Below are 24286 nucleotides of genomic sequence, written 5' to 3' on the forward strand. Positions count from 1 at the left end.
CTTAAACACATTTTGTAACAATTTAGGAAAAGTCACACACTAATACCCAATTGACGTCTAAGGGGTAAATTTAGTAATTGTTGACCGTTCACCACTAACCAGTTTATCGTCAATTGTCCACTAAAAAGCAGTATTCTTTTAAGCAGTCAGCCGTCAGCCGTGAGCTTTTAGCTCACGCTACTTGAGGTGCCGTCAGCTTATTTTATTCAAAGGTGCGCTTGACCCATCTAATTATTAAATTCGCTCAAGGTGCGCGCCTAAAAGCACCGATTGCGCTACTTGAGGTGCTGCGCTAACAGTAGCGTGGCCTTTGGCTAATAGCTAATGGCTGATAGCTGATGGCTGATAGCTGATGGCTTACCCATTCCTATCCAGGAATGGGTTATTCCACCATTCTGGTATGAAGATTGCCGAACCTGTATTAAGTTTTGATGATATTCACCTTTTGTTACAATAGTTTACAGAATCGCTTCTGTTGGTCCGTCGGAAATATCTTCTTATGAATCCTAAAACAGTTTCCCCAACTTCTGTTCAAGCACTAGACTCACAGGCTGATGCGGACAGGTCAGTGGTACCAGTGTCGGGGAGTCAGAGCTCAGTTGAGGAAGAGTTGAGCTCGACAACGGAATCCTCTGTCTTGGAAACAGAAAAACCACGGTACGACCCGTCCGTGATCGCAGCCAAGTACCACAAGGCATACCTGCAAGTTCTAGGGCGGTCTTTCACCATTATTTCGTCATTTATATCGTTTGCTCTAGGTCTGTGGTGGGATCGGTTTCGGGGTCGGGATGTTACCGAGAACCGAGCCAGAGCGATTCAACTGCGGGAAATTTTAACCGACCTAGGACCAGCTTACATTAAAATCGGACAAGCTCTTTCCACGCGACCGGATTTAGTACCACAAGTTTTCTTGGATGAGTTGACGCTGCTACAAGACCAACTCCCACCCTTTGAGAATGAGGTGGCTTATAAATTTATTGAGGAAGAATTAGGCGATCGCCCGGAAAATATTTTCGCTGAACTGACTGAAAAGCCTGTGGCAGCGGCGTCCTTAGGACAGGTCTATAAGGGCAAACTCAAAACTGGGGAAACTGTTGCGGTCAAGGTACAGCGACCAGGATTGGCACATAAAATTACGCTTGATCTATACATTATACGCCTTGTTGCACAGTGGGTACAAACCAATGTCAAGCGGGTGCGCAGTGACTTGGTTGCCATCATGGATGAGTTTGGTGCCCGTATCTTTGAAGAGATGGACTATCAGCATGAAGGGCGCAATGCTGAACGCTTTGCCAAGCTTTACGGCAAACTACCGGAAATTTATGTTCCCCGAATTTACTGGGACTACACTGGGCGTCGTGTCCTGACTATGGAATGGATAACGGGTAGTAAGCTGACGGATATGGAAAAAATCAAGGCTCAAGGCATTGATGCCAAGCACTTGATTGAAGTTGGGGTAAACTGTTCCTTGCGACAGCTACTGGAATACGGATTCTTTCACGCTGACCCTCACCCTGGGAACCTGTTAGCCACCTCTGACGGCAAGCTGGCTTATATTGACTTTGGCATGATGAGCCAAGTCAAGAAGTATCAGCGCTATGGTTTGATTGAAGCTGTTGTCCATCTGGTCAATCGTGACTTCCCTGGTTTGGCCAATGACTACGTGAAGTTGGAGTTTCTGACCCCAGATACAGACCTGACACCAATTATTCCTGCCCTAGCCAAGGTTTTTAATGACGCCTTGGGAGCCAGTGTGGCAGAACTCAACTTCAAGAGTATAACTGACCAGTTATCAGCTTTGATGTATGAGTATCCCTTCCGGGTACCCGCTTACTATGCCCTGATTATTCGCTCCCTGGTGACCTTAGAAGGGATTGCCATTAATGTTGAGCCAGATTTCAAAGTACTCAGTAAAGCCTATCCTTATGTAGCCAAGCGCCTATTGACAGATCCATCACCGGAATTACGGGCATCCTTGAGGGATTTACTGTTTAAGGATGGCGGTTTCCGTTGGAACCGTCTGGAAAACCTGTTGCGCAATGCTGGAAATTCTCCAGATTATGATATCAACCAAGTCTTAGATCAGACCCTAGACTTTATTTTTTCAGAGCGAGGAGCCTTCATTCGGGAGCACTTGGTCAATGAGATTGTCAAGGCTATCGATAGCTTTGGAAGACGGACATTGGATAACGTCAGTTATGCCTTGCAGGAACGTCTGGGCTTAGAAATAAATAATAAAGATAATCAACAGAAGAAGCCAGAAGATAAACCCGAAACTACTGAGAATATCCAGCGAATTTGGGAAATTTTACAAGACACTCCTGGTTTTGACCTAATGCAATTGTTGCCAGTTATTCCTCAAGTGTTGATCAAACAGGAGACCCAGGAAATGGGACAAAAAATTGCTGGTGGTTTGGCACAGCGAGTAATTGCTCGGATGATTCGGGAGGCTTTACTCCAGGATAATCCTGACAATGGCACCCTTAACGGTCATGGGCAGGGGTCAAACCCTAACTTGGTTTTGCCCCCTGCTGCTGCGATGCGATAGATTATAGGAATTTTCTTTGGTAATGCGGTTGAAGGTTGAAAGTTGAAGGTTAAAGATTGAAGGTTAAAGGTTGAAGGTTAAAGGTTGAAAGTTAAAGGTTGAAGGTTAAAGGTTACAGGTTACAGGTGACGCGGTTACAAGTTACAGGTTATTAAACTTTCAAAGTTTCAACCAAACAACCTTGGCCTTTCGGCCACGCGATCGCGTTCAACCTGACAACCTTCAACCTGACAACCTTCAACCTGACAACCTGACAACCTTCAACCTGACAACCTGACAACCTTCAACCTGACAACCTGACAACCTTCAACCTGACAACCTTCAACCTGACAACCTTCAACCTGACAACCAAACAACCTTGGCCTTTCGGCCACGCGATCGCGTTCAACCTGACAACCTTCAACCTGACAACCTGACAACCTTCAACCTGACAACCTGACAACCTTCAACCTGACAACCTGACAACCTTCAACCTGACAACCTGACAACCTTCAACCTGACAACCTTCAACCTGACAACCTGACAACCTTCAACCTGACAACCTGACAACCTTCAACCTGACAACCTTCAACCTGACAACCAAACAACCTTGGCCTTTCGGGCACGCGATCGCGTTCAACCTGACAACCTTCAACCTGACAACCTGACAACCTTCAACCTGACAACCTGACAACCTTCAACCTGACAACCTGACAACCTTCAAACCTAAATCTGCCCAACAAATCCGGAATCTGGCAACTTCAGCACGTAGGTTACAGTATGACTAAGAGGGATTCATCTAGTTTACACCTATGTCTAAACTACAAGAAGCATTGCAATTCATCGAGAAAATTGAACGTGAGAACCCTGATAAATCCGCTTATGAAATTGTTAATCATTTGCGTGGGTACACTAAGAAGGCATATACTAGTCGGTTATGGAGTACAGCTACGGGGTATCACCAAGAGTATATTCGAGATGAATTTGAAGGAAAACTCAATATCAATGAATTGGTATTAAGTGGTGAAATTACTGACTTTGGTCATTTTATCGGTTCCCTTTCTGATCAAATTGATCAGCCTGGATTCAAATGGTCAGATTTCACTAGCTGGACTGGTGACCATACCTCATGGGCTGGAGATATTGGTTCGGCTATTGTGGCTTATCGAGACCCCAATGACAACATAGATGTTAACAGTGTCGAGGAAGCTTTGGATAGGTTAGCCAGAGATTCTGATTATACTGCGGATATTGCAGCTTACGTGGTAGGAGAAATGATTAACTCTCGTAAGCAATCTTCCATTACTCAGGCGATTTATCAGTATAATTCCAAGTCCTACTCAGACAATGTTAGGACGTTTATTAAAAAGCGTTTTAGCGCAGTTATTCAAGAAGATCAACTTAAGAATCCAGCTGGACTTGATTCAAAAATGCGTAGCGCTATTTCTACCTATATTAAGTTTTCTTCAGCCTATGAGTCGTTAAAGTCTATCAAGGATTTAGCTAAATTACCTCTAAATTTAGAATCAGAAGACAACTCTGTCCCTAATAGTGTGGATATTTTTAAAGGTTCCCAACATTTTATCAAGCATATAGTAAAATATGGTAACTTAGAGAGTTTACTATTCAAGCCATACCAAATACCTGGGATGTCCTGGCTAGGAACCGTGAACTATGAAGTTAGAGTAACTGGCTGATTTAAGTAGTTCATTAGTGTTAAATCGGGAATCGGGAATCGGGAATCGGGAATCGGGAATCGGGAATCGGGAATCGGGAATCGGGAATCGGAAAAAAGTAGTTTTTGGGGCTTAAGAGTATTTTTAACTATATTTTATATCATAGTTTGACTAAATTCTAAATACTTCTAGGGTAAAACTGGTAAAGCCCGATCGATCATAGTGGCGAGTGCCTCGTTGCCATAAAGTCTGGTTAACCAGCCAATCCACTGCCACAAAAAACTCTTTTCCACTCTCTACCTGTGCCGGACAACTGATTGAAATACTGTTGGTAAAGTGTAACCTCAGGTAATCTTTAGGTAAATCGTCTAACGGTTGCCATGAGGTTACTAGTGGGGGGGAAATTTGCCAGTCCGGGGTTATTGTTTGGAGTGTTCCTTGCCAGTCGCTACTAATTTGATGGGGGGGAGGTAGAGCAGGCACATTCACGAAATGTCCTAGGTGTTCCGGAAAGACAGTAAAGCGTTTCAAGCTGCCACTTTCATCGTATTTGGCAATCGCAGTAGCACGACTATTTTCATACCTTAAACATATATCGGAAAAAAACGTGGAGCCAGATTTTACTGTGCTGGAACCCCAAGAAAAGCCATTGTCTAAAAACAAGCCAGTTGTGATAGGTTGCTTGTAGGGTCCAAAGGTTTTTGTCTCTGTCTTGCCACTAGCATAAGTATAGTGATTTTGCTGATGTATTTCACTGCCTTCTGCTGTGGGACGAAAGCTTCTAATACAGCGCCAAGATTCTATGACTTCTCCTGCCCTCGAGTATCTAGTCCAAATCCCATACAAGTCTCCTGAATAATATTGACAGAACTTCTTCCAATTTTGAAGTTTTCGATCCATAGGTTTATTCTATTATATACAGCTGTTTTTAATTGGGTGAGGTATAAATTTATGGGTTTTAGGGAATAGGGAATAGGGAATAGGGAATAGGGAATAGGGAACAGGGAATAGGGAACAGGGAACAGGGAACAGGGAACAGGGAACAGGGAACAGGGAACAGGGAAGAAAATGGTAAAAAAAATTAATTGTGTACATTATAGTTATTTAAAAAACTGTATATAGTTTATTTTTAGCTATAGATCAATTCAAAATTTTAGGTTAATTATTTACTATTTTATTTTGACAAAATTAATCGTAAGCATAGGTTTTTATAGATTAGTAATGTCTTAGATAATGTCTGGATAATTACCTTTAATAAAAATATGTCCCATCTCCCCATCTCCCCATCTACCCATCTCCCCATCTCCTCATCTCCCCATCTCCCCATCTCCCTATCTCTCCATCTCTGGTTGATTACTCTTTAACGTTAAGCCGGATAACTCACCGGATGAATTATAATCAACTAGCAGTTGTTGTCTAATATTAGGATTAACTTGCCAATCTCCAATCACAACTAAAGACATTTCTGGTTTGAGTTTGGGGGGATAACTTAATGATATTCCATCTGGATAATAAAAGGTTTGATGGTCTGGATATTCCCAAGCTAAATGAGTTGGTCTTGGCTGAGATAGTTGGGTGACTGGGGTAAGGGTAATTGCTAATCCTTCTTCCCCATTAATTATATCTCGATGGGGGATTAACTGTGGGTTAAGTGTCCAATGATCACAGGGCTTTTGCAAATCCTCCTCTCGGACACTGACTGTTTTAGTTAATTTCCCATCTGAGTTATACACTACTAGCAGACTATGGCGTAATTCTTGATATCTAAACCAGAACTCTACTGCAAACAACTCCCCTGGTTCAAATCGATTTACTGTCCAAATAGCCGACCCTTGCTCAAACATATACATAAAGGATGCTTGAGCGGTTTGATCAGCTAAACCATTGATTAAACTGTTTGGAGTATTGTGGAAAACTTTCTCCTCTTCAGTTCCATTGTCATACATATATACGTTAGTTTGGGTAATTTGAGTCTGCTCAGGATTAATGATAGAGCATCGACTACCTACAAAGGATTCCATCACTTCACCTTCAGGGGAATAAATTGTCCAAGACCCATACCAATTCCGTAAATGATGGGTGATAAAATTAGTCCAGTTATGCTGCTTTAATTGTTCAAATGTCTGATTCATGGTTTTTTTTTTAAGTTTTATTACAAAAATAAATAAGTTTCAGAAATTCGGTAATGGTTAAGTGAAGTGAAGTTAACCTAATTTTGGTCTAGAACTAACAATAAATTATCTCAGATAGCAAAGGGAACAGCGAATCACCGGAACAGGAAACAAAAATTATCACAATTCCTACACAGATCCGTAGATATCCGGTTTTTTATACTGTTTTTGAAAATCTGTCCTATTAATGGGGTTGCTGAATTGAAGTATGAATACGCGATCGTCTGGTTTTGGTAAAGCCCTCGTGGGTCCCCATCTGCAAAAAAGCGAAGCATCCGCTAATTCCCCCCAAGCGAGCAATCCCTCGCTTGGGGGGTTAGGGGGGCGGGGGACTTTGAGAGTTTTATTCCCACCCCGGTGCGCTTACAGTCGTCGAATTAAATTCGCATTAGGTGCGCCTTCGGGTCGCACCGCAAAATTGGGCGGCTAGGGGGGCACAATCATACCCAGAATCAGCACGCCTTTTTGTTGGTATCCATACTCCGAAGCGCGAGGAAGGAACTGCCCATAGCTTAGCGCTAGTTCAGACAATTAACCCCAGGTATTTATACTCATTGTAAAATCGGAATGCAAATTTATAGTACTGTAGTATACAAGACTGTACAAAGGTGCTTTTATGCTAAGAAATAAGCTACATCAGGTAGCCAATCAAGATTTACAGCTTACCTATACAGCGATCACCTTAGGTAAGGAATTGGGAATTACTGGTAAGGGGTGCATCTCAGTTTTGCAATTAGGCACAAATTCCGGCGAAAATTCCGACACTTAAAATACTTAAAACACTTAAAACACTTTCCATCTCCTGAGCGAGTTGATGGACCAGCAGAAATTGTGCCCATCGAAGACCATGTATATGATGCAGAGGTTTTAGACTGTCATAATTTAGCGCTGTGTCCCGTTGACAACACAGGGGATTCCATAGATTATGCTCTTTCCCAATCAGGTGATGGTATACTTACCAAGGGTTTTTAATGACCATTCTAGTTTGTAGCTAGAAGCAGATTTTTGCAGTTTTTTTTTCCAACGATAATTCTTATGAAGGATAATACGTTCCTGTTGATTCAGACCGATCTCGACTCTAGAAAAGTTACAGGATCGCTATCAAAGATCGCGAATGTTATCTGGGTTTCTCCAATCTATGGGCCAGCTCATATTGTGGCTTACTTGGAATCAGATGGCCCGGCTGAGATGGAAGAAGTCATAGAAGAAATTCGGGCGAGACGATATATAAAGGCTGTTGATTCCCGTCCGTGCAAAGTGATTCCCGGTTACCATGATGAACCCGGTGTAAAATTCACAAAGGCTGTTCGCGCTTGTTTGATGATTAATGTGGATTACCACACGCTTAAAGAGCGTGACTTAGTTGCTTTTCTCAAGGAAAAGCCTTACTCCGTTCAAGTTCGGGCGTGTTGGGGACCTTCAGATACAATTGCTTTAATTGAAGCGGATAATAATGAAGATTTGCGAAATATTGTCTGTGATGAAATCAAGATTTATGAAGGAGTCAAATCCTTAAGTACACGGGTCTGCTATAAAATGGGCTAGGACGTAGAGTCATGCAAGAAATTCCATACAGTAAACTTGTCAGTTGGTATCAGGAAGAATATTCCAAGCAACAGACTGAATCAGTCTATGGACAGCCGAAAAAGCACCTGCTCAAGTTTTTTGAGATGCTTGACTCCAATGCAGTAGAAAAGACCGTCTTGGATTTAGGATGTGGTGACGGAGCTAACAGTATTGCTTTGGCGAAGAAGGGATACTATGTTACGGGCATTGATAGATCTGGAGAACAGGCTTTTCTGAATCGGGCTGATCAGGAAAAACTAGATAATGTGAAGTTCATCACGGGTGATATTGCAACGTATCCTTTTGATGAAAATGGCAATACATACGGCTGTGTTTTGTGTGCAGGTGTATTCCATCTCTTAAGTGAAGAAACTATCCCCTTAGTGGCGCGAAAAGCCAAAAGTGTGGTTGCTCCCGGTGGACTAATCTATCTAGATGTTGTTGCCAATATGAAGCGCGTGTTTCGTGATTCTGGAGAGGAGTTCATTTTTTCTGGTTTAGCAAATTGGTCGGCTCAACAGGCAAAAGATTTTTTTACTGAGCTACTGTCAGACTGGCTGCTGTTGGACTCGATGTTTTTCCACGCGGAAGCCGACTGGCCAGTGAAAGAAGGTAACTATCCAATTGCACCTTATCATTGGAGTGCTGATTATGTGTGTGTAGTCGCCAAAAATACCAGCGAAAATGTGCATGAGTAGGATAAAGATCGCCCGTAAAATCCCAAAGGATCATCAATCAAATAGTGGGCTAAAAATAATAAATTTTAGCTTCACTAAAAAACTGTCGTTCATTTATTTTAAATCATGCAACTTTCTGATTCGCAAGTAAATAGTTTTGAGTCCGAGGGCTATATTATTTTAGAGAATTGCCTTTCAGAAACTGAAGTTGAAGTGCTTACAAAAGAGTTACCCCAATTGGCGAAAAAGGACGACCTGAGATGGGTAGAAGAGGCATCTAGGAATGTGCGTACTTTGTATATTCCCCATACAAAAAGCCAAGTTTTTAATAACTTAATGCGATTACCTAGACTTTTAAAAGCTGTCGAACAACTCTTAAATTCCCAAGTTTACATTCATCAATATACCCTGCACCCTAAAGTGGCGTTAACTGGCGAAGGTTTTGAGTGGCATAGTGACGCTTGGTACAGCAGAAAAGAAGACAATATCCCTGAGTCCCAATTGGTTGTTGTCCAAGTTTTTATTGATGATGCCACAAGTGATTTGTGTGGTCCTATTGTATTTTTACCAGGTTCTCACAAAGAAGCTATATCAGTAGATCCTTATTATAAAAATTATCAGCGCCCCCAATCGGATCTTGTGCCTAACAATCGTCATTCCTCTGAGCAATGGGGCTTTAGTATGAGCATAGAACAAAAATATCGCCTCAAAAAAGAGCTATTAGCAGAATTCGTCGATAAATATGGCATTGTTAGCCTTAAAGGAAAAGCAGGAACAGTAGCATTTCTTCATGCAAATTTGCTCCATGCCTCAAGCAATAATATTACTCCTTGGGATCGTAAGACGCTACGGATTACTTACAATAGTGTCAATAATCTTCCGTTACATCCAGAAAAACTCCGTTCAGAACCGATTGTCTGGCACGATTTTACTCCTTTATTACCTGTAGCTGATGATATCCTGTTGCAACCAGAGCACTCTCCTGTCTAGCTGGGATTATGCAACAACTCAGGAAAAAGTGATAGTCTTGCTATCAACCCCTTACCTTGATTGAGTGTCATTAACTCGAACAAGAGCGAAAAGTCGATACAGAACTAGCGAAGCTGTTACCTTATGACTCTGAAGCCAAAAACTAGCTAATTTTCTTTTAGCATTACGTCAGATCTCAGTAGGCTTACTTTTGTAAAAAGCATCTTCGCTAGTTTTCTCAAAAAAAGATAGGGTTATCATCATGAGTATTATGACTTATGAAGAGCATTATGCTCTCAGTATGAAAAGCGCACGGTTAACAACCCTAAAGGATTACCTTGAGGACATTGGTCGTCTGAAAAGGGAAGTCCCCCAAAAGCCTGTAGAAGTTGCTCAGGTATTTCTAGCACAAAACGATCTTGAGATGTCACGGTACTCTGAATTGTTTTTTAAAAATATGGGAAAATTTTATGCCCATTATCTCGCCAGTGTACCATTTGTAGCTGAAGAGTTATCCCGAATAGGGTTGACAATGTGTAGATTTGCACAATGGCTATCACAAGATAAACAAGATGATGTCATCAAGTATTATGAACCTACTGGTTTAGATGGTACCAGTGCTCGCACCATTGCTGAATACACCAATGGCTTAGTTAGAACACTAACTGACAATATAAATCTGGTAAACTATGAAGACTTTCATCGACTTCTCAATCATAGCTTCTCCAAATTCCATTCTGGTCCTCATGTCGATATAACTCCTGATTATATTGCTTCTCAGCCTGAGTTGGAGTTGTTTGTCGATGGGTTTGATATCATACACTCAAGTATGACATACCAATTTTTTCATCCTCACCGGGATACTCAGTACTTTTATCTTAAGCGTTTACTCAAAGAGAATGGGTTAATTGTCATCCAGGAAAAACTTCTCCTCGATGACGAAGAAGAATACGAAAGACGGGAACAGATTAAAGACACTCAGTTTAAACCCTTATATTTTACAGCAGAAGAGATTCAGCAGAAGCGTGCAACAGCCCTTGTAAGTCCTGAGGGTTTTCGAGCTGGACAGGTTGATTTTGATACTTGCGTCAGTGCCCTGAAGGGACTTTTCAAATTTGTATACCTAATTTGGAATAGCACGAATTTTTACCAATTTGCAGTTTCAGATAGTGAGTCGGTTATCTCTCAATTTTTTGACCTTCTTCCTTCTGCTTATGTACCTGCCCCATTCTGTGCAGAGACGAATTTGCCAAGAAGGCTGTAGAGCATTTCTATAACAGAACTCTCCTCTGAAAGAGCTAGTGTTAGCTGTAGTGTCTGGCGCAGCTCTATGAGGTTGGATTGTACGCACTTTAATGTATTGTGTTTTATAGCATCAAACAACCTGTCGATATGTCGTATCCAAGTTACGAGGAGTACCGTGATTTTTGTCTGAAAAGTCCCCGGATGACAACCACCCGAAATTATCTGGAGCAAATCGGTAGACTAGAAATACAAGTTCCCAATAAAGTTGTCGAGGTCGATCCAAATTTCTTGTCTCAAAGTGACCCAGATATGTCACGCTATTGGAGCTTATTTAAGGAAAATGTAGGGAGATTCTCCTGGCATTATCATGCTACGGTTCCATTTATAACTGAGGAATCAATGCGCTTAGGCATGACCATGTGCAAATTTGCAGAATGGCTATCCGTTCAGCGAAATGACAACATTAAATATTACGAGATTAGTGGTGCAGATGCAGTTCATGGTCGCACAATGGCTGAATACTCTAACGGTTTGATTAGAACCTTAACTGATTCTCCTGACTTGGCGAATAAGGAGGATTTTTACCGCTTACTAAAACATAATTATTCAAAATTATATCATGGCTCCTTCGTAGATATTACACCTGAATATCTGGCTTCTGAACCGGAGTTAGAGTGGTTTAAAGATGGATTTGATATTGTTCATATGTGGATGACTTTACAATTCTATTGTTCGGATCGAGATACTCAAATCTTTTACATCAAAAAAGTACTGAAAGAAGATGGAATAATTTTATTCAAGGAAAAGTTGTTGATCCCCGATCAAGAACAATATCAGAGAAATGAGGATAATAAAGATAAATTATTTAAGTCACTCTACTTTTCAGAAGAAGTGATTGAATCCAAACGGTTGAATGCTCTGGTAAAAGGGAAGGGGCTGGGTGTTGGTCAAGTTGATTTTGAAACTTGTGTCACAGCAATTAAAAAGCACTTCAAGTTTGTCTATTTGATTTGGAATTGTGGAAATTTTTATGAGCTGGCAGCCTCGGATAATGAGTTAATGATCTCTAAGTTCCTAGAGATTTTGCCACCTCCTTATATGCCTGATCCATTTTCCACTGAAAAAGATTTGCCCAGACAGCTTTGATCCGAGGTCGATAAGGAATTGCACAAATGATAATGTCTCAGCAAATTACCTCTGCCATTACCATGACTCAACTCCATCTGGGTGAGCGAGCCTTACAAATTGATTGGTCTGATGGTCGAAAAAGTACGTTTCATTATTTCTGGTTACGGGACAACTGCCCTCAGTCAAGACTGATTGCAACTGACCAGCGAATCCTTGAGACGATTAATATTCCAGAGGATATCTATCCTAAAGCAGGCTATCTCACCGATGACAATCAACTGCAAATCACATGGGCTTACGATGGTCATGTCAGCCGTTATGATGGGAATTGGCTACGGGCCTATGACTATTCCAATGGTGCAAAATCTCCCCACAGACTCTTGAATGAGCAACCGAAGTTATGGGATGCCACGATTAAAAACGAATTGTCGATTGTTGATTATTCATCCTTTATAACGCAGCCATCGGTAGAGCGAGCTTTTTTGAATCAGTTTCATGCTCTGGGTTTTGGCATTCTCTGCAATGTGCCAACGGAACTGGGTCAAGTTCTCAAGGTTGGACGTCGATTTGGGATTGTGCGACCAACCAGTTGGGGCGAGTTGTTTGATATTAAAGCACGGGTTGAGACCGATGCAGTTGCCTACACCAACATTCCCTTAGCTGCCCATACCGATAGCACCTATCGTAACCCACCACCGAGTATCCAAATCTTGCACTGTCTGGTTTCAGAGACTGAAGGGGGTGAATCAACCTTGGTCGATGGATTTAAGATTGCAGCCGATTTGCGAACCCAAGCCCCCCAGAAATTTGATCTGTTAGCAACCACCCCGCTTCACTTTTATAGTCATACGGTCAATACTGAGCACCATGCCATTAGCCCTGTAATTCGCCTTGATGCTCAGGGTAATGTAGAAGGGATTCGCTACTCCAATCACGCTGTCCAGCCGTTTCTCCTACCTTCTGATGTAATGGAGGCTTATTATGATGCCTATTGCACCTTTGGTCGAATGCGAGAACATAACATCTATCAAATTCGCTATCAACTCCGTCCAGGTGATTTGTATATGGTCGATAATCGGCGGGTGATGCACGGACGGACAGGATTTTCCAGGGGAGGCGATCGCCATCTCCAGGGATGCTACATCGAATATGATCAATTATTGAGCCGTAGAGAAGTCCTAAATCGTGACCAATTTAGTTAATCCGCTCGAACAGATGATTTTTATTGAAGGGGAAAAGCAAGTATGGAAAAAGTCAAGTTTACTTCCTTTGAAACAGGGAATCAGAAAGATTATGATCTGTTGTTTAACAGTTTTCAGAACTATAACTCAGATCTACCCAAACGCATTCTAGGTGCATTAGCCGAATTGACAACTGCATACGGAGGCTATCAAATTACTCGTTATGAACACTCTTTGCAAACGGCAACAAGGGCTTATCGCAACGGTGAAAATGAAGAGATGGTCGTCGCTGCACTTGTTCACGATATTGGAGGAACTTTAGCTCCCTATAATCATGCGGCGATGGCTGCTGTCATTCTTCGAGCTTATGTTTCTGAAAAAGTTTGTTGGATTATCGAACATCACGACATATTTTCCCTTTATTACTGGGGCCATCATTGGGGTTTAGATCGCCATGCTAGAGAAAAATATAAATACCACCCCTATTATCAAAGCGCAATAGATTTTTGTGAAAATTACGATCAAAAAAGTTTTGATCCTGATTATGATAGCCTATCTATAGAGTTTTTTGAACCTATGGTACATAGAATTTTCGCTCGACCTTGCCATAACAGTTCATACCTCCCAAAAAATTAAAGATGATCGTGATAAATATTAGACTTAGATCTTGCACCAAGTCGAAAATTTTCCGATGAAAGTAGGCAGCGGGCAATATTAATAATCCCTGACGGGGTGACAAACAACCTTAAAAGCTTTACTGGGTGTGGGGTGTGGGGTTAGGGCGAACGGGAAACATCAGGAGCTTGAAACGTTGGTAGCAGGGGCTATAGCTTTTTTACAAATGCTCTGCATAAGTGACAGCTCCCGATAGATAGTCCTTTTTAGCACACTTTATTTCTCTGAAGGAGAAACTTGTTATGACAGCTGGGATGAATTCAGATCCCCCCAGAGGTCAAAACCTCGCCAGCACCATCGTGCTGGTAGTGGCTTGGCTTTTGGGGAATATCTGGGCACTGCAATGGCTATTTGAATCATTTAAGTACGCATCACTGCTAAATCTGATGCTAATCGGTATTGTGCTCATGGCTTGTTTGGTACAGCTATGGCGCGATCGCTTAATTATAAATGTGTCAGCAACTCCCACCTTAAGACTCTATCCCCTGTTGCTAATGTTAGGGTCTGGGATTAGTGCGATCGCATTCAGGTGGTTGGTGTATATCCCACAACTCAACTTACTCCTCTTCCTACTGGGTAGCTATGGGTTATGGGGCTTGTTTATCCCACCATCCCTTTGGCGTAAAGGGTTACCTGCTGCAATTTTAGTTGCCTGTGTTGTCCCTTTCAGCACTGAGTTTAACAGTGGTTTGGGTTTTCCAGTAAGGGTTCTCACTGCTCATGCTGTGGAACAGATGCTGTCAGCTTGGCACATTGTAGCTATCTCCTCCCACGACATTATTGTCATGGAAAACGGCATTGCTCAGGTAGATTTGCCCTGCAGTGGTCTGAAAAGTTTGTGGACAGGGACTTTGTTTTTACTGGCAGCTACTTGGTTAGAACGTCGTCAGCTGGGAATACGTTGGTTAATGGTTTGCACTGCGAATCTTGTGCTGCTAGCGATCGCTAATACAATCCGGGTGCTGCTGTTAGTGATGATTATAGAAGTCTGGCAACAGCCACAAATTGCTCAAGTGCTACATCTACCTCTGGGACTGATCGGTTTTATCTTGGCTTGTGCCTTCAGTTGGATGCTGCTGCAAACGGTTCCTCAGAATTCCGGAGGTTTGATGTTGGCCACAACTGTGTTTAGGGATTTGTCATTGCTGGGTAAGGATCAGAAACAAGGACTTACGCGATTAAGTGGATTTCGCCCCCCTGCCCCCCAATTTTGGGGGGTAATGATGTCAAAGTCCCCCAGAATTGGGGGATTTAGGGGGCACTTGCGTAAGTTCTGGAAACAAGGAAGTTTGGAGAAAGAAATCCCATTACGAAGGGGAAATTTAGGATATTGCTCTAATTCCGGTCTGGCACTAAAGGATGGTCAGTGGCGGCTACACAAACAAAACGGGCATCCCCAGGCTACTGCTCTAGTTAAGACTGGTGTCAGCTATCAGTTTCAGCAAAAGTCTAAGAGTATCACTTGGCTGCTGATTTTAGTTATAGCGCTAGCACTGGTAGGTCAAATTCAGCCAATTCAAGAGAAGGTAAATGCGATCGCATCGATTCAATTACCCCAGCAACTGGTATCTGAAGCTTTACCTCTAACGGAAGCTGAACAACGATTTTTTGATAATCATGCCTTACCTATTGCTCAAAAGCAACGGTTTGTCTATGGCAATCTCTCCGGTTCAATGCTCTTGGTAGCTAGTAGCGCTTGGCAAGCTCACCATCCACCAGAATTATGTTTGGTGGGCAATGGTTTCAAGGTAGACTCCATTAAGCCAACCTTGCTCAATCAGTCAGTAAAGGCACGGTGGCTATCTCTACAAGACGGCAAACGTTCAGCAACCTACTGGTTTCAATCACCCCAGGGCACTACAGATGATTTCCTATCCCGAATCTGGGATTATATCGCCCACCGCAATAAGACTTGGGTGCTAGTTTCTGTTCTCTTCGATAGTGAACACAATCCCGATAGTGCTGAGATTCAGACTTTTGCTAGCGCTATCCATGATGCTATTCACCAAAGCTTAACGTCAGCAGTCAGTGGTCAGCGGTCAGCGGTCAGCGGTCAGCGGTCAGCGGTCAGCGGTCAGCGGTCAGCCTTGGCCTTTGGCCACGCTACGCGAACAGCTGTCAGTAGTCAGTGGTCAGCTTATTTTATTCAAAAGCATCTCAAGTAGCCTGACCACAGGCCTTTTGCTGATAGCTGATAGCTGATAGCTGATAGCTGATAACTGATAGCTGATAACTGATAGCTGATAGCTGATAACTAATAGCTGATAGCTGATAGCTGATAGCTGATAGCTGATAGCTGATAGCTGATAGCTGATAACTGATAGAGCAATAAAATGAATCAAAAATCTCTAAAACAAATCCTTGATGTCAGTTTTCACAGTATTTTTTGGCTGTGGAATCTGATGTTTATCACCGTTGTCTATATTGGCATCTTGCCAATTATTGGTATTCCCTTAATCCGAGAGACCTTTGATGGTGCTATTCCGGTTGATTTCTTCGTTACGTTTGTAGCATTAATTGCAGTACCAACTGTCTGTACTGTAATTGGTGCTTGGCCTCTGAGGAAGCAACCAAGGGAGTTAATGCGCTTGTTTTATGGTGTGGAAGCACCCTTGTTTGCTTGGTGCCTGATTCGTTTATTCTTGATCCGGGAATTTACCAGTGTTAGCACCTTAGTATTGGGTACAGTGTTGGTGTGTATCCTGGCATTTGCTGCAGAAGTAGTATGGGGATATGATCCTAATCGTAAACCAGTAGCATGGCTACAACTAATCGCTCATACCTTGATGCTTTTGACCAGTGTTTATGTCGGAGTGTTGCTGTTGTTTTATGTTGTTCCTGCTGCTGGTGCTTTCATCCAAAATTTCTTCAAATTTCAATGGCTAGAAAATCTGTGGTTATCATGGAGCTATATTGATATAATCGGTTTATTAATATTACTCCTATATGGCTTTAGCTTTACCCTATTTCTAGGGATGCCCTCAGCATTTACAGCCCTATATATTCATTCCGGACAGCGCATCTTAAGGGCTTTTGCCAGACAGTATGGGCGCAACCGGGCGATTCAAGGGGCACTAGCTGTGGTGAGTGTCTGGATAATTCTGTTCTTTTCCTTGAATGTACAAGCTCAAGTCGAGGCGTTTAAGCTCCTAGAAAATTACCCAAAAACGAATAGCGATCGCCAAGCCTTGATCGCTCAGTCTGATGTAATTCGCACTGGGTTAGTTAATGCCAATTTGTTCCCCTATCGGTATCTGAGTAGCCGAGAAGAGAATAACCATATCTACGCCATGTACAAAGATGTGTTTGACCTGCCAGATGACCTGTGTGAATTATTACAAAATAGCTACAATCTGGTTATGTCACCGTTTTTGTATAAGGGCTCCCGAGAGGATGTGGAAAAAGCTCAACAGCTTTATGGGGAATTCTTTGATACACCACTTCAGAAAGCTGAACGAAAAGCTGTTCAACATGCCCTACAATCTACAGCGATTATTGACCAAGCTAAGGCTGGTTTGTTGAATATCGATCAAAAACGGGTCTGGCTGCAAAAGCAAGAGGTAACCTTAGATGCCCATGGGGATTGGGCAGATGTAGAAATCTACGAGGTTTATAAGAATAAAACTACTGATGTTGAAGAAGTACTTTACTATTTTTCCTTACCAGAAGGGGCAGCGATTACTGGCTTGTGGCTAGGTGAAACGGATGACCGCAATCAGCGTTTTCCATTTCAAGTCTCGCCACGGGGTGCTGCACAACAGGTTTACAACTCCCAGGTCAGGCGAGTGCGTCCTGTGGACCCAGCGCTGCTTGAGCAAGTCGGACCTCGGAATTATCGTCTCAGAGCATTTCCCATTCCTCGTCCGTTATCCTCATGGGAGAGGAGAAATGGTAGCGATCGCGCAACGGAAATGCATCTGTGGCTGACCTACAAGGTGATGCGACAAGAGAAGGGTTGGCCTTTACCTGAGTTAAACGAACAACGGAATATCTTTTGGACAAATCGCACCAAGCGCATCCGCAATGGTAAAGTAAAACGGGGTTTTTCTGATAGATGGTTAGAAGCATATTTACCAGCAGATCAAGCCCAGCAACCCATGGTCCATCAGGTGAATTTAGGGGATGGCTACCGCATCTCGGCTAAACCGTTAGACCTGTTGCAGAAATCAGCAATAGGAAACACTAACCTCTCGACATTAAAGGATAAGCGGTTTGCTGTCATTCTCGATAGTTCCAGGAGTATGGCTGCTCACGCATCCCAGGTCAAAAAGACATTCACTTGGCTGCAACAAAAGGGTTTTGCTGATCAGAGCTTGACTAACAATGATGCGGATTTGTACATCACTGACGCAATAGATAACAAGATCGATCATCAAGCCAAACGCATTGATGATATCAGTGATTTTAATCCTGCTGAGATCACCTTTTATGGCTCTATCCAACCTGAACAGATGCTTGAGCAGTTTGAACAGTTGCGTGGCAATACCCCCTATGACGGGATATTACTGGTGACTGATCAGGGTAGTTATGAGTTATCTGAGGATAATAACAATGTGGCGGTGGTGGCTGCACCCCTGTGGATGGTTCATTTAGGAAATCAATTACCCTCAGCCTACAATGATACGATTGTAAAATTAATTCAAACTAGTGGTGGTGGTGTCTCTACGGATATCCAAGGGGTGATCCAGCGGATGGCAACTCAAGAAGCCTTGGGGTCATCGGTGGTAAGTGTGGCGGATGGCTATGCTTGGTTTATGGAATCAGCAACTGCTGAGACTACTAGTGAAACTGGATTTGAACCACTGGCGGCCAGGCAACTTATCCTAGGGTTGAGTCGAAACCTGAATGGTTCTCTAGAAGAACTGGATCGGATTCATGGCATAGCCAAGACCTATGACATTGTCAGTCCCTATTCATCCATGATTGTGCTGGTGAATGATGAGCAACGAAAGATGCTCAAAGAAGCAGAAGCGTCGAGCGATCGCTTTGACCGAGAGGTGGAAACTGGAGAAGAAGACTTGAATCAGCCGTCTAATCCGTTTAGTGTTTCCGGTGTTCCCGAACCAGAGGTATGGATGTTGATCTTGATCAGTGCGATCGCACTTTTGATTATTAGTAGACGACAAAAAATTACTGTTGACGGTTAACGCTCAATAGTTGTCAATTATTTCATCAATTAGCAAGTGGGTGCGTTAGGGGCGGGATCGGCCTGATTTTATCGGTTCCCAGTGTTGAAAAACCGAGCCCCGTAACGCACCACCGCCTCTTTGTCCTTTTTACTTTTTCAGACAACACGAGCCAAAATCTCTCCAGCAACTCGCTCCGCTGATTCCAATGCTGATTCCATACCAGGAGATGTGATCGCAGTATGTTCACCTCATCCTACCATGAGGGTCTACTCGTCATTAGTTTGTAGTCATTATTGCATTATTTGATTATTTTAATATTTCATTTTCTTGTTTACTATTACAATCCTCTTAAATAGTTTAATTTTTATGTACTTGCTATGGTAACAAGAAGACAATTTAGCAAAATTGTTGAGGAATTCTAATCAATTGAATTGAGAGACTTAAATGAGTAATACTCAGTCCACAGGATTGCCTGTTTGGGTACAAGAAAGAGATACAGTTATCGCCAATGATGCTGGGGTTGAATGGCGAGAGGGCAAACGCCCTGATTATGCCCAAACTAATGAATTTCTTAAGAAAGGGAGTAAATTTAATCATCCAGAAGGGTCTTTGGAAGCGATCGCTCAAAACTTAGTTAGAACCTTCGAGATGGAAGCCTCTTATAAAGCTAATCCTGAGCAGTGGTTGTCTATTGTTGCCGACCAGTTTCGGATGAGCACTAACGGTGGACCAAAGTACAATGCCCAGACTGTTGCTGATATCGGAACATACAACGTATTTCTTGGAGATACGGAACACTATCGCTCCACAGAGGAAACCTTTGAATCATCCATCGAAATTTTCCATAACGCTTTTCCTAATGGCTTTCTTTGGGAACTGATGGAAGTGCTTTCAGGACCTCCTAATGTCACCTTTAAGTGGCGGCATTGGGGGACGTTTAGCGGTTCCTTTAAAGGTCATGAACCCACAGGAGAAACTATAGAAGTTTTTGGCATCAGTATTGCTCGGGTTACTGAAGACTTGAAGATTGTCTCCTTGGAGCATTTCTTCGATAACAGTTTGTTTCTCAAGCAATTAACATCAGGCTGTCCATTCCACGGTCAAAATTCAAATAATTCGTAAGCATATGCGCTACGCGCACGCTACGCGAACAGCGATCAGCGATCAGCTATCAGCGATCAGCTATCAGCGATCGCACTAAATTTTCAAGAAGAAGATTAATCGTAGGGTGGGCAGTGCTTGACACCGATAAGATTAGCTGAATATCAAGTTATTAGGCACTGCCCACCCACAAGATATTAATTATTAAAATCGTTCGTTGTCTAAATTTTTAATAACATTAATCCGATGGTGGGAAGTGCTTGATAAGAATTGAAAAGGTGAATATAGGGAAGGTAAGCACTGCCCACCCTACATCTCCCTATTCCCTCTTCTCTCTTCCCTATTCCCTGTTCCCTGTTCCCTATTCCCTGTTCCCTAAAATCCAAAAATTGTGTACCTCATAGCTATGATAATTGCTATATAGCAATAAAAAAATTCGGTCAAGTTCTGGTTAACCCCAAGTCTTGACCGAATTCTATTTTGTAAGCTTCCACAAGTACAGCTGAGCTGAACTCAAATCTAAATCACTGTCTTGATGCAGTCGCTCATGGGGGAAACCCCCAAGACCGCGCTGCATCGCTACTGATAAACTAGTACATTCTTATCGAATTAGTCAGCAACTACTCGAAAGTAACTACATCCCAACTCATACTTTATCCTGATGTATACCCCTCCACAAAACGATTTTCACGATTCATAGTCGCCAGGGCGACGCCCTGGCAATTTACTATCCTAGTTTAGGTATAAGTATCGAATCAAAAAGGTCATAACCTGACCAGATTTTCCGGTAGGCTCGAAAGCGCTCCACTCATCGGGATAGGCGTATTTAAGGGAATAGATAGCATTAATTGTTTTGCGAACTTGTTTAGGAGAACCGACCAAGATGTGCTTGACTTTTTTAGGTTTGCGACCTGGGTTTTCAGGGTTGGTATTTTCATCGGAGTTGGGTGGAAGGTTGTTATTCATCAGTAGTAATTCCTTAAAACTGCTTATAATATTAATTTATACATAAAGTAATTTATTGTCAAGGGGTTTAGGAATTTTTTTTTTATTACAAAATATGAAGAGCTTGGAGAGGGTATGGAGTGTGTTTAGAGGGGAAAGTGTGGGTAATGTAAAAAATATATTTGATGATTTTTTGGTGTTATTATCATCAAATATATTTTTTTTATTTGTTTATATTTTTAACGACTAATCGTTTGAGATTGTAGAGATTTTTAACTGTCAGCTGCGCCTTGATTAGAGTTATTTTTTGTAATATTTTTAGGAAGCCGAAATGGCTAACTTTGTATTATACTTGTAATGATTATTAAAATTATAATACAAACATCGCTTTAATAATTTGTAATATAACCTTTAAAATAATGATTATTATTAGCACCACATAGTTGTAATCCTTGGAGAGTAAAGACTGTGGGATGCTCGAACCTAAAATGTGATAACTATGGCTCTACTAATGGCTCTACCAAAAAACCTAATCTTGGAAAATTTGTTAAATTTTTCCAAGATTAGGATGTTACTGTAACCTGGGAATTTAACTGGGTGTATACTATGGAACGGAACAACTTCCCTAGCTGCATTTGCTGTAATCCACTGTTCAAAGAAACTCTGCATGAAGCTTCCACCGCCTGAACGAGGCGGTGGTGTCCTATGCTAACCTGGAACTACGAAGCGTCCAAAGGTCACAAAGGCAAGCCCAGCTTCTAGGCGGTCGTCCAGATCTTTTGCTGGAACGACCCTCACTACCATTTCTGTAAGTGAGCTTAAACACACCTCTAGCACCAATATTGTAAGCACCATTAAGATCTGCGTTAAAGCGCTTACTTGATGGGAAGGTTGCTAGGGAGTAATTTCTTGAATCACGTCTAACCGTACCGGAACCATCATAGGCTAACTTCGAGGTGTAAGCCGCTACGACCTCTATTACTTTGCCTCCCAGTTCAGTCCACTTCATTTCAGTAAAATTGCGAATCTTATCCTTAAGCCATCCGTGAAACCTTTGCCGCAGGTTAGATCGTTTCCGTCCACCTTTTGGCTTCCATCCCTTAAGGTTTTCAAACACGATAGCTTCAGAGTTAAATTGTTCAGCAATCTCAATAATTCGTTTAGAAACGATGTGGCCGATTTGATGATTGATTCTTCGGCATTTCTCATAGGTTCTAGAGCAAAAACCTTTATGAAGTTTGCCCCCTTTACCCATGGTTTTTGATGCCCGTACGGATACAGATTTCAGTCGTTTGTCCCTACGGTCTATGTCTCTCCCCGGATGAATAAATTCGCGGTGGATTACAGTGCCGCTATGAGTGACAACCGCTATTATTGCAGTGGTATTAATTCCCAGATCTACCGCAGTAACGTTAGCTTCTGGTTTTCTTTTTTCTGGCTTACAAGTGAAGGGAACAGACAAATGGCAACATCTCTCATTGAACACCAATGAAGGAGACATCATCTTGTTGGTTGCCACCAAATGACGCTCTCTGAGTCCAGTGATTTGAACTGTTCTCCAAATCCAGTCAGAGCCATTAAAAACTTTAATTTCTACTTGGTCAAAGCCATGTAATTTATAGCATTGACCTTTATACAAAGAGGGGTAACAACCAGTGTCTGCGTTTAGTTTTGGAGGTTTAGCGTCCTTTTTTTTTCTATTTCCCGTTTGCCACTCCCGATAACGAGTAACAAAACTACTTACCTGACCAGCCGAAAACGCGATCGCAGCACGACGCAGATAGCTGGGGAATTTGTAAAAGGATTTATTGAATTGAGGGTATTTTACATTAGGAAGTTTGGCTGTTTGATGCATTAACTTTTCGACAGCCGGAGTTAGTTGATCTGCCGTCAGCTCTCCCAGTTCAGACCAGTGAGCATAAATGATGCCAACTAAATACCGACAAGCACGGCGATACACCTTAACCGTCTCCCCAAATAGTAACTTCTGATCGGGAGTTGGATTAAGCTGCCACTTGTCAGTTCTGATCACCTTAGCTGGCTTTTTCACGCTTTTTAACAAATCCTCCTACAGTTAATATTATAAGCTACAAAACATTAAACGACAATTGCCCATTGATTTTCCAACTTTTTTTGGCTATTGTTATTGCCGTGGACTAACCCCCACCTGAACGTTCGCGTAGCGTGGCCTACGGCCAGGTGGGGGAATGCGTCACACGACTTGTTCAACTGACCCGACGGCAATTGTTATTGGGCACTGCTACCTTGACCGCTGCTGTGTTGATGGGGAATGGAGCTGCCCAGGCTGATACTGAAGAGTATGTCACGTAATGATACCATCGTAGGTGTAAATCCCAGCAGTAACAATCCAGGTATTAATGAAATTGATACCTTAACCGGAGGAGCTGGTGCTGATACATTTGTGATTGGAAATAGCAATAATCCTTACTATGTCGGGGGGGGAGGACCTGCGGGTCTCAATGACTACGCTCTAATTACGGATTTCCAATCTGGTACGGATAAAATTCAACTCAAGCAAGGCATTAACTATACCTTTGGTTCCAACTTTATCGCTCTCGATTCTGCTTCGGGCCAAGACATTATTGCTATAGTTTCTCCTGGCTATGACCAAGGGGATCTGATCTTTGTATAACGACTAGTACACCGTCTCGGAAATAACTGACTAGTTAAAATCTCCTTGATCTGGCCGGTTTCCCCCTGTTCTTCCTCTCCGTTAAACTGAGTACTCGAACCATTGTGATTAATCCTAGGGTGGGCAGTGCCTAGCAACGGGCTTTGCCCAGCTTGGTGAATCTGTCTGGTGCACTGCCCACCCTACATGAACCTGAGTACTCGAACCATTGTGATTAATCGTTTGGTGGGCAGTGCCTAGCAACGGGCTTTGCCCAGCTTGGTGAATCTGTCTGGTGCACTGCCCACCCTACATCAACCTGAGTACTTGAACCATTGTGATTAATCGTTTGGTGGGCAGTGCCTAGCAACGGGCTTTGCCCAGCTTGCTGAATCTGTCTGGTGCACTGCCCACCCTACATGAACCATTATGGGACAGGGGATGGGCGTGAATGGGTACGCTAAAATCATGTCGGGATAATTACCCTTAATAAAAATCTCCCCATCTCCCCATCTCCCCATCTCCCCATCTCCCCATCTCCCCATCTCCCCATCTCCCCATCTCCCCACCCTCCCTCTAATTATGGGTATTCAACCTGACTTGATATAAATCCCCAATTGTCTGATTCACTTGTCTGATTCACTTGTCTGATTCACTCTTTACC

Annotated in this window: 23 protein-coding genes; 16 read left to right on the forward strand and 7 right to left on the reverse strand. The window is 42.5% G+C overall.

Going from position 1 to position 24286, the window contains the following annotated elements:
* Positions 1-499 precede the first annotated feature (499 nt).
* A complete protein-coding gene (locus F6J90_RS13985) occupies positions 500-2548 on the forward strand; it encodes an AarF/ABC1/UbiB kinase family protein (RefSeq protein WP_293094221.1) in 2049 nt (682 codons plus the stop codon).
* Between the two features lie 791 nt (positions 2549-3339).
* Positions 3340-4224 (forward strand): hypothetical protein, encoded by an 885-nt coding sequence (locus F6J90_RS13990; RefSeq protein WP_293094224.1) that lies wholly within the window; start codon positions 3340-3342, stop codon positions 4222-4224.
* A 150-nt stretch (positions 4225-4374) separates the two neighbouring features.
* Here F6J90_RS13990 and F6J90_RS13995 read toward each other — a convergent pair whose 3' ends face one another.
* From F6J90_RS13995 to F6J90_RS14010, 4 genes are all read right to left on the reverse strand, one after another.
* Positions 4375-5103, reverse strand: coding sequence for a DUF3598 family protein (locus F6J90_RS13995; protein ID WP_293094227.1), 729 nt, complete (start codon positions 5101-5103; stop codon positions 4375-4377).
* A 12-nt stretch (positions 5104-5115) separates the two neighbouring features.
* Complete coding sequence (locus tag F6J90_RS14000) at positions 5116-5298, reverse strand: hypothetical protein (protein WP_293094230.1); 183 nt, start codon at positions 5296-5298, stop codon at positions 5116-5118.
* Positions 5299-5377: 79 nt separating this feature from the next.
* Positions 5378-5530 (reverse strand): hypothetical protein, encoded by a 153-nt coding sequence (locus F6J90_RS14005; RefSeq protein ID WP_293094232.1) that lies wholly within the window; start codon positions 5528-5530, stop codon positions 5378-5380.
* 4 nt (positions 5531-5534) lie between these two features.
* Entirely contained in the window at positions 5535-6335 is an 801-nt protein-coding gene (locus F6J90_RS14010; protein ID WP_293094235.1) for a DUF3598 family protein, read from the reverse strand.
* A gap of 655 nt (positions 6336-6990) precedes the next feature.
* Between F6J90_RS14010 and F6J90_RS14015 the strand changes: the two genes are divergently transcribed.
* From F6J90_RS14015 to F6J90_RS14070, 12 genes are all read left to right on the forward strand, one after another.
* The gene (locus F6J90_RS14015) at positions 6991-7143 is read left to right on the forward strand and encodes a hypothetical protein (RefSeq protein WP_293094237.1); all 153 of its coding nucleotides are present in this window, start codon (positions 6991-6993) and stop codon (positions 7141-7143) included.
* 266 nt (positions 7144-7409) lie between these two features.
* Positions 7410-7919: a hypothetical protein gene (locus F6J90_RS14020; protein ID WP_293094240.1), complete on the forward strand. Its 510-nt coding sequence runs from the start codon at positions 7410-7412 to the stop codon at positions 7917-7919.
* 11 nt (positions 7920-7930) lie between these two features.
* Positions 7931-8638 (forward strand): class I SAM-dependent methyltransferase, encoded by a 708-nt coding sequence (locus tag F6J90_RS14025; RefSeq protein WP_293094243.1) that lies wholly within the window; start codon positions 7931-7933, stop codon positions 8636-8638.
* A gap of 105 nt (positions 8639-8743) precedes the next feature.
* Complete coding sequence (locus F6J90_RS14030) at positions 8744-9607, forward strand: phytanoyl-CoA dioxygenase family protein (protein ID WP_293094246.1); 864 nt, start codon at positions 8744-8746, stop codon at positions 9605-9607.
* Positions 9608-9848: 241 nt separating this feature from the next.
* Entirely contained in the window at positions 9849-10850 is a 1002-nt protein-coding gene (locus tag F6J90_RS14035; protein WP_293094249.1) for a hypothetical protein, read from the forward strand.
* 182 nt (positions 10851-11032) lie between these two features.
* Positions 11033-11977: a hypothetical protein gene (locus F6J90_RS14040; RefSeq protein ID WP_293094251.1), complete on the forward strand. Its 945-nt coding sequence runs from the start codon at positions 11033-11035 to the stop codon at positions 11975-11977.
* 32 nt (positions 11978-12009) lie between these two features.
* The gene (locus F6J90_RS14045) at positions 12010-13161 is read left to right on the forward strand and encodes a TauD/TfdA family dioxygenase (protein WP_293094254.1); all 1152 of its coding nucleotides are present in this window, start codon (positions 12010-12012) and stop codon (positions 13159-13161) included.
* Positions 13162-13203: 42 nt separating this feature from the next.
* Complete coding sequence (locus tag F6J90_RS14050) at positions 13204-13776, forward strand: HD domain-containing protein (protein WP_293094257.1); 573 nt, start codon at positions 13204-13206, stop codon at positions 13774-13776.
* Between the two features lie 281 nt (positions 13777-14057).
* Positions 14058-15980 (forward strand): exosortase O, encoded by a 1923-nt coding sequence (xrtO, locus tag F6J90_RS14055; protein ID WP_293094260.1) that lies wholly within the window; start codon positions 14058-14060, stop codon positions 15978-15980.
* Between the two features lie 168 nt (positions 15981-16148).
* On the forward strand, positions 16149-18962 hold the full coding sequence (locus F6J90_RS14060) for a TIGR02921 family PEP-CTERM protein (RefSeq protein WP_293094263.1): 2814 nt from the start codon (positions 16149-16151) through the stop codon (positions 18960-18962).
* A 426-nt stretch (positions 18963-19388) separates the two neighbouring features.
* Positions 19389-20066 (forward strand): ester cyclase, encoded by a 678-nt coding sequence (locus tag F6J90_RS14065; protein WP_293094265.1) that lies wholly within the window; start codon positions 19389-19391, stop codon positions 20064-20066.
* A 239-nt stretch (positions 20067-20305) separates the two neighbouring features.
* Positions 20306-20449 (forward strand): hypothetical protein, encoded by a 144-nt coding sequence (locus tag F6J90_RS14070; RefSeq protein ID WP_293094267.1) that lies wholly within the window; start codon positions 20306-20308, stop codon positions 20447-20449.
* A gap of 328 nt (positions 20450-20777) precedes the next feature.
* Here the strand turns inward: F6J90_RS14070 and F6J90_RS14075 are convergent, their stop codons facing one another.
* Positions 20778-21011, reverse strand: a complete 234-nt coding sequence (locus tag F6J90_RS14075) for a hypothetical protein (protein WP_293094269.1) — start codon at positions 21009-21011, stop codon at positions 20778-20780.
* A gap of 682 nt (positions 21012-21693) precedes the next feature.
* Entirely contained in the window at positions 21694-23040 is a 1347-nt protein-coding gene (locus F6J90_RS14080; RefSeq protein WP_293094272.1) for a transposase, read from the reverse strand.
* A gap of 149 nt (positions 23041-23189) precedes the next feature.
* Between F6J90_RS14080 and F6J90_RS14085 the strand changes: the two genes are divergently transcribed.
* Together F6J90_RS14085 and F6J90_RS14090 are read left to right on the forward strand one after the other, a co-directional pair.
* The gene (locus tag F6J90_RS14085) at positions 23190-23321 is read left to right on the forward strand and encodes a hypothetical protein (RefSeq protein WP_293094275.1); all 132 of its coding nucleotides are present in this window, start codon (positions 23190-23192) and stop codon (positions 23319-23321) included.
* Positions 23311-23643: a M10 family metallopeptidase C-terminal domain-containing protein gene (locus F6J90_RS14090; protein ID WP_293094278.1), complete on the forward strand. Its 333-nt coding sequence runs from the start codon at positions 23311-23313 to the stop codon at positions 23641-23643. The genes F6J90_RS14085 and F6J90_RS14090 overlap by 11 nt, the downstream gene beginning before the upstream one ends.
* Before the next feature lie 320 nt (positions 23644-23963).
* Here F6J90_RS14090 and F6J90_RS14095 read toward each other — a convergent pair whose 3' ends face one another.
* Entirely contained in the window at positions 23964-24191 is a 228-nt protein-coding gene (locus F6J90_RS14095; RefSeq protein ID WP_293094281.1) for a hypothetical protein, read from the reverse strand.
* Between the last annotated feature and the right edge of the window lie 95 nt (positions 24192-24286).

This window comes from Moorena sp. SIOASIH (assembly GCF_010671925.1).
Classification (GTDB): Bacteria; Cyanobacteriota; Cyanobacteriia; order Cyanobacteriales; family Coleofasciculaceae; genus Moorena.

What these genes read in the sequence shown, in the direction of transcription:
- F6J90_RS14040 (WP_293094251.1), top strand. Translation starts at nt 11,033, where the DNA reads ATGACAACCACCCGAAATTATCTGGAGCAAATCGGTAGACTAGAAATA.
- F6J90_RS14010 (WP_293094235.1), bottom strand. Translation starts at nt 6,335, where the DNA reads ATGAATCAGACATTTGAACAATTAAAGCAGCATAACTGGACTAATTTT.
- F6J90_RS14045 (WP_293094254.1), top strand. Translation starts at nt 12,010, where the DNA reads ATGTCTCAGCAAATTACCTCTGCCATTACCATGACTCAACTCCATCTG.
- F6J90_RS14050 (WP_293094257.1), top strand. Translation starts at nt 13,204, where the DNA reads ATGGAAAAAGTCAAGTTTACTTCCTTTGAAACAGGGAATCAGAAAGAT.
- F6J90_RS14030 (WP_293094246.1), top strand. Translation starts at nt 8,744, where the DNA reads ATGCAACTTTCTGATTCGCAAGTAAATAGTTTTGAGTCCGAGGGCTAT.
- F6J90_RS14090 (WP_293094278.1), top strand. Translation starts at nt 23,311, where the DNA reads ATGTCACGTAATGATACCATCGTAGGTGTAAATCCCAGCAGTAACAAT.
- F6J90_RS14035 (WP_293094249.1), top strand. Translation starts at nt 9,849, where the DNA reads ATGAGTATTATGACTTATGAAGAGCATTATGCTCTCAGTATGAAAAGC.
- F6J90_RS13985 (WP_293094221.1), top strand. Translation starts at nt 500, where the DNA reads ATGAATCCTAAAACAGTTTCCCCAACTTCTGTTCAAGCACTAGACTCA.
- F6J90_RS14000 (WP_293094230.1), bottom strand. Translation starts at nt 5,298, where the DNA reads ATGTACACAATTAATTTTTTTTACCATTTTCTTCCCTGTTCCCTGTTC.
- F6J90_RS14015 (WP_293094237.1), top strand. Translation starts at nt 6,991, where the DNA reads ATGCTAAGAAATAAGCTACATCAGGTAGCCAATCAAGATTTACAGCTT.
- F6J90_RS14060 (WP_293094263.1), top strand. Translation starts at nt 16,149, where the DNA reads ATGAATCAAAAATCTCTAAAACAAATCCTTGATGTCAGTTTTCACAGT.
- F6J90_RS13995 (WP_293094227.1), bottom strand. Translation starts at nt 5,103, where the DNA reads ATGGATCGAAAACTTCAAAATTGGAAGAAGTTCTGTCAATATTATTCA.
- F6J90_RS14075 (WP_293094269.1), bottom strand. Translation starts at nt 21,011, where the DNA reads ATGAATAACAACCTTCCACCCAACTCCGATGAAAATACCAACCCTGAA.
- F6J90_RS13990 (WP_293094224.1), top strand. Translation starts at nt 3,340, where the DNA reads ATGTCTAAACTACAAGAAGCATTGCAATTCATCGAGAAAATTGAACGT.
- F6J90_RS14065 (WP_293094265.1), top strand. Translation starts at nt 19,389, where the DNA reads ATGAGTAATACTCAGTCCACAGGATTGCCTGTTTGGGTACAAGAAAGA.
- F6J90_RS14025 (WP_293094243.1), top strand. Translation starts at nt 7,931, where the DNA reads ATGCAAGAAATTCCATACAGTAAACTTGTCAGTTGGTATCAGGAAGAA.
- F6J90_RS14005 (WP_293094232.1), bottom strand. Translation starts at nt 5,530, where the DNA reads ATGGGGAGATGGGGAGATGAGGAGATGGGGAGATGGGTAGATGGGGAG.
- F6J90_RS14020 (WP_293094240.1), top strand. Translation starts at nt 7,410, where the DNA reads ATGAAGGATAATACGTTCCTGTTGATTCAGACCGATCTCGACTCTAGA.
- xrtO (WP_293094260.1), top strand. Translation starts at nt 14,058, where the DNA reads ATGACAGCTGGGATGAATTCAGATCCCCCCAGAGGTCAAAACCTCGCC.